The sequence below is a fragment of the Bacillus salacetis genome, assembly GCF_003581585.1.
Taxonomy (GTDB): domain Bacteria; phylum Bacillota; class Bacilli; order Bacillales; family Bacillaceae_B; genus Rossellomorea; species Rossellomorea salacetis.
In genome coordinates, this window is the sequence record NZ_QXIR01000063.1 from 1 (window position 1) to 4,370 (window position 4,370).

Here is a 4,370-nt window from a genome sequence, read left to right on the forward strand (position 1 = left end):
AACGCAGCTTAACCTGGTTGGTACAATCCAGACTCAAAATACTTATTTATCTCCTCTACGACCTCTTAAAGCTATAGCCACCCACATTGAAAAGAAAAATTATTATTAGTTAAAGGGTAAGATAAGAATAGGAGGATCACATCTAAACCGAAAGGAGTAAGTGATAACTTCAAAGTGCCTGCTGAATATATGTAATTAACTAATGAGTCTTCAAGAAGGCAGCTCCTAAAAGCCGATTTTATGTATGGAGCTATAAGGGAGAAATTAAGGAGGAGCAGTTAGAAATTATTAGAGCCAACAATAATTTATTTGAACCATAATGACATATTAATTAAAGGAATTAATAAGTCATTAAAGAATATAAATACTAAATAGTTAAATTATGCTAAACTACCAATAGTATATGAATAAACTTATGATGAGTGTGTAGATTGAAAGATGAAATGAGGTGCTAGTCGTGAGTTTAGAATTAAAAAATATCGGGTTAATTAACTACGCTAATGTTAAAATCGATGGTCTTTCAATAATAGCAGGTGAAAATGACACTGGTAAAAGTACAATAGGTAAAACTATGTTCGCTATTATAAAAGCTTTTAGCAGGTATGAACAAGATTTCAATGAAGATAATAAGAGACAAATTTATAGGTTGCTTCATAATATATTTATGAGAGTTAGAAGGCTTTCCAATATTGATAGTTTAGAAATTAATCTTGTAAGAGAATTTTCTCCCCCAAAATTAATGAAAGAAATAGAATTTTACTTAGATATGAAAGATATTGAATCTATTGAAAACCTGTTGAATTATAGAATTTACCTTATAGAGGATTCTAAACTTAAGGAGTCAGAAAAAGAACTAATTATTTCAAAGCTAATTTCATTAATAAAAGAAATTAGTTACTTTAGTTCTGGAGAAAAGAAAGAATACATTAATAATGCATTAAGACTGGCATTTATGTCGGAATTTGGAACAGAGATTTCGAATAAATTAAGTAAAGGTGATTCTTGGGTTAAGTTTTCTGAAGGACTTGATAATGTACTAGAAGTTTCAATTAGAGAAAATATAATAGAAAACCTATCTTATAGTGAAGAGGAATTGTTTTTTAATGATGTTACCTATATAGAAACGCCTTTTATATTACAAATGTATGATTTGATTGAAAGGAGTACAGCTTTTTTAGAAGATGAAGAAAAGACAGCTAATAAGTTTAGCAACATAAGGAAATCTATTGTCCCTTTTCATATAAAAGATATAATAAATAAACTAGCTAACTCTGAATATTTCAATGAAATTACTAACATGGAAAAGTATCAAGAATCTATTCTAAATAAAATTAATAATATCGTAGATGGAGAAGTAGTCTTTAATAAAAAGAAAAGAGATTTTTTTTACCAAAAAGAATATAATGGCGAGAAATTCAGAATAAAGTCTGCCAATATTGCTTCGGGAGTAAAAGCATTTAGCCTTATTCAAATGTTGGTTAAATCGGGTATCTTAAACGACAGAAGTTTATTTATTGTTGATGAACCTGAAATCCACTTACACCCTAAATGGCAAGTAGAGTATTGTAAAATCATAGTGGAACTAGTGAAAAATGGAGTCCCGGTATTAGTGACTACTCATAGTCCTTACATTTTACAAGCGCTTAAGGTATTTAGCGATAAAGCTGGAATATATGATAAAACCAACTTTTATTTTGCTGAAAAAGTTGATAATAATCTTGGTACAGAGGTGTATGAAGTTAACGAAAACTTGAATAAGGTTTTCAGAAAATTATCTGATCCGTTACAGAAATTGGTATGGGAGTAAGGAAATGATAGAGAAACTACTTAAGTTTGGAATGGATGAAGGCTACTTTATTATAAAAGAAATAAAGGATATAGAAAAATCTTGTTGCGATATATCAAGTACAAAAGTAATAGACTTTGATGAAACTAAAAAAAGGTTAATTCAAGTTATTAACCAATCACCAGAAGTCTTTCAAGAGCCCAAGTCATGTGACGCTTTAAAACTTTTCACAAATACTAATAGATTGGACTTTTTAGAATTTAAAGGATTAGATAGGTTTATTAGTAACTTGGAGGGACAATCCCCCGATAAAGCAACTAAATTAATTGACAAGCAAATCATAAAATTTGATTTTGAAACAAAAATTCAAGACAGTTTGTTTTTACTAGAATTAATGTTAAAAATGTCGAGGTTGGAAATTACCAAGGCTGAAAGAGATAATTTTAGAAGTATCCCTAAAAACTATATAATTATGGTGGATATTGAAATTGAAGAGGATCCGGTAAAGAATATGGCGTTAAGCTTGGCTTATCTCAGTAGTACATCCAATTATCAAGAAAAGGTGGTACTTCACTTAATAGATGAAGTATCTAGCCTGCATAATAGGATAGAAATAAACAAACCTATAATAAAAAGCAGCAAAGAAATTGACAATTATTACAAAGAACTTGAGCAAATAGGAGTGTAATTAGCTTCCATATAATATGCTAAGGAGGACTGGGCTCTGCCCCCAGTACACAAAAGGATAAAAGTACTGGAGGCAGGTCTTGCCTCTTTTTCTTGCTCTTCTTTCATTAGTGTAGTTGTAAGGGGGAATAGGGAATAGAATTATTCTTACTCGTAGATATCAAACGGATACTTCTCACCATTCTTCTCCAACTTCTCCTCAACAATCTTCTTAACATCCAACTCAAGATCAGAACAAAGCATCAGTGAATAAATGAGAACATCCGCGATTTCTTCCCGGATGTTTTCTTTATTTTCCTGAAGTGCTTTTTCGCTGCTAATCCATTGGAAATCCTCCAGGAGTTCTGCGGCTTCAATTGAGATGGAGATTGCAAGGTCCTTAGGGTTATGGTATTGACGCCAGTTGCGGTCATCCCTGAATTTATTTACTGAATTAATTAAACTCTGTATATCACTCATATTGATTTTCTCCTTTGCATTGCAATTCCAGTAACCTTTTCCTTAACTCCGGATCTGTGGCATAGATATATAAGCCGCTGATCCCGCGTTTCATCAGAACGTTAATGGAGTTCAAGATGATTTCTTCTTTTATCTCCTGGTTCTTTTCAGGGGCTAGGTCTGTTCTTGAAATGAACGCCCCGGTGTCTTTATATTTTGAAGGGTCAATAACGAGCCGGTCATTTTCTTCATCATACCCGACGGAGGGGCCAAGGACCATACCGACATAATTTAGGTCAAATCCTTGCACCGTGTAAATCGAACCAACCTCTTTGATAGATTCCGGATATTCAGCCCAGGTGATATTATCTTGCGTACTATTCCAGGGCATGTTGATTCCTTCTTCGTCTACGATGTAGGTCTTCTTATCTTTTTTATGAAGATAATCAAATGTTGAGACGATGCGAGAAAGACCGACTTCATCATTCTTGCTCTCAATGGCTTCTTTAAAGGCTGAAGCTTCTTCAAAAATTTTCAGTTCAAACTTAGAATCTTTCTTTTTAGGTGGTAAGGGAAGTAACTCTTTCGCAACAAAATGATCAATCCAGCTCATTGTTTCAGGATTGGCGTTCATCCTCAACTGATCAGTCAGCTTTACGGTTTTTGCATTGTACTGGTTTGTGATTTCCTCAAGCAATCGATCATCCCAGTAGCTTTTAATTTTCAGCACTTGTTTCGGGTCAAAAATAACAATGGTGATTTTGCTGCGTTTAATGATTTCATCCAGCTGGTTCTGATACTTAAAGTTGTTATAAGAATCTTCCTTTGTAAGGAGAAGGTGAGCTTCGTCTACCAAAACGATATCTGCCTTCGAGTCATCTTTTGTCTTTTGATTAATGAAGGGTGTAGGTTTCATGAGACTCTTCTTCTTCAAATTAGGCAGGCTGTTAGCAATACCTTTATACGTCTTCAGCATTTCTCCATGATTCACGAGGAGGTAATTATCCGTTCCATGGAGGGAGGAGCTGCTGTCATGAGCTAAGTCCTGAATGGTGTTAAACAAAGAGCTTAACAGGACGCTCTTCCCGGATCCAGCGTCGCCTTCAATCGCAATTACATGATTGCCATCCCGGGTGATATTTTCTTTGCAGAAATCGAGAATTTCATTTTTAATATCAAGCTGCTGAGGTGTGAGTTCTTTATAGGGAGATAACTTGTAGATATCTTTATTTCTGAGATTTTCAACTGTGTCGTAAACGATCTTCTCTTCCCTAAGCTTCTCCCAAATCGTTTGAAAAAGCTCCTCATTATAAAAAGGCTTCTCATAATAGTTGTGCATTTCCCTGGAATTCGTCTGGCTCACATTCTGCAGCTGGTAGCGATTATCGGCAATAAAGAAGTTTATAAGATTGGACTCGATATTATAGGTCGCCGACTGGTTAAACTTCTCATGGCCTAT

At 34.1% G+C, this 4,370-nt stretch carries 4 protein-coding genes; 2 read left to right on the forward strand and 2 right to left on the reverse strand.

Annotated elements, in window-relative coordinates:
• Window positions 1–457 precede the first annotated feature (457 nt).
• On the forward strand, window positions 458–1,807 hold the full coding sequence (locus D3H55_RS23410; protein WP_168413247.1) for an AAA family ATPase: 1,350 nt from the start codon (window positions 458–460) through the stop codon (window positions 1,805–1,807).
• Between the two features lie 4 nt (window positions 1,808–1,811).
• The gene (locus D3H55_RS23415) at window positions 1,812–2,474 is read left to right on the forward strand and encodes a hypothetical protein (protein WP_119549738.1); all 663 of its coding nucleotides are present in this window, start codon (window positions 1,812–1,814) and stop codon (window positions 2,472–2,474) included.
• A 146-nt stretch (window positions 2,475–2,620) separates the two neighbouring features.
• On the opposite strand, the gene D3H55_RS23420 is transcribed toward D3H55_RS23415, so the two are convergent.
• Together D3H55_RS23420 and D3H55_RS23425 are read right to left on the reverse strand one after the other, a co-directional pair.
• Window positions 2,621–2,932: a nucleotide pyrophosphohydrolase gene (locus D3H55_RS23420; protein WP_119549739.1), complete on the reverse strand. Its 312-nt coding sequence runs from the start codon at window positions 2,930–2,932 to the stop codon at window positions 2,621–2,623.
• On the reverse strand, window positions 2,925–4,370 hold a 1,446-nt coding region (locus tag D3H55_RS23425), incomplete at its 5' end, for a DNA/RNA helicase domain-containing protein (RefSeq protein WP_119549740.1). The genes D3H55_RS23420 and D3H55_RS23425, both read right to left, overlap by 8 nt.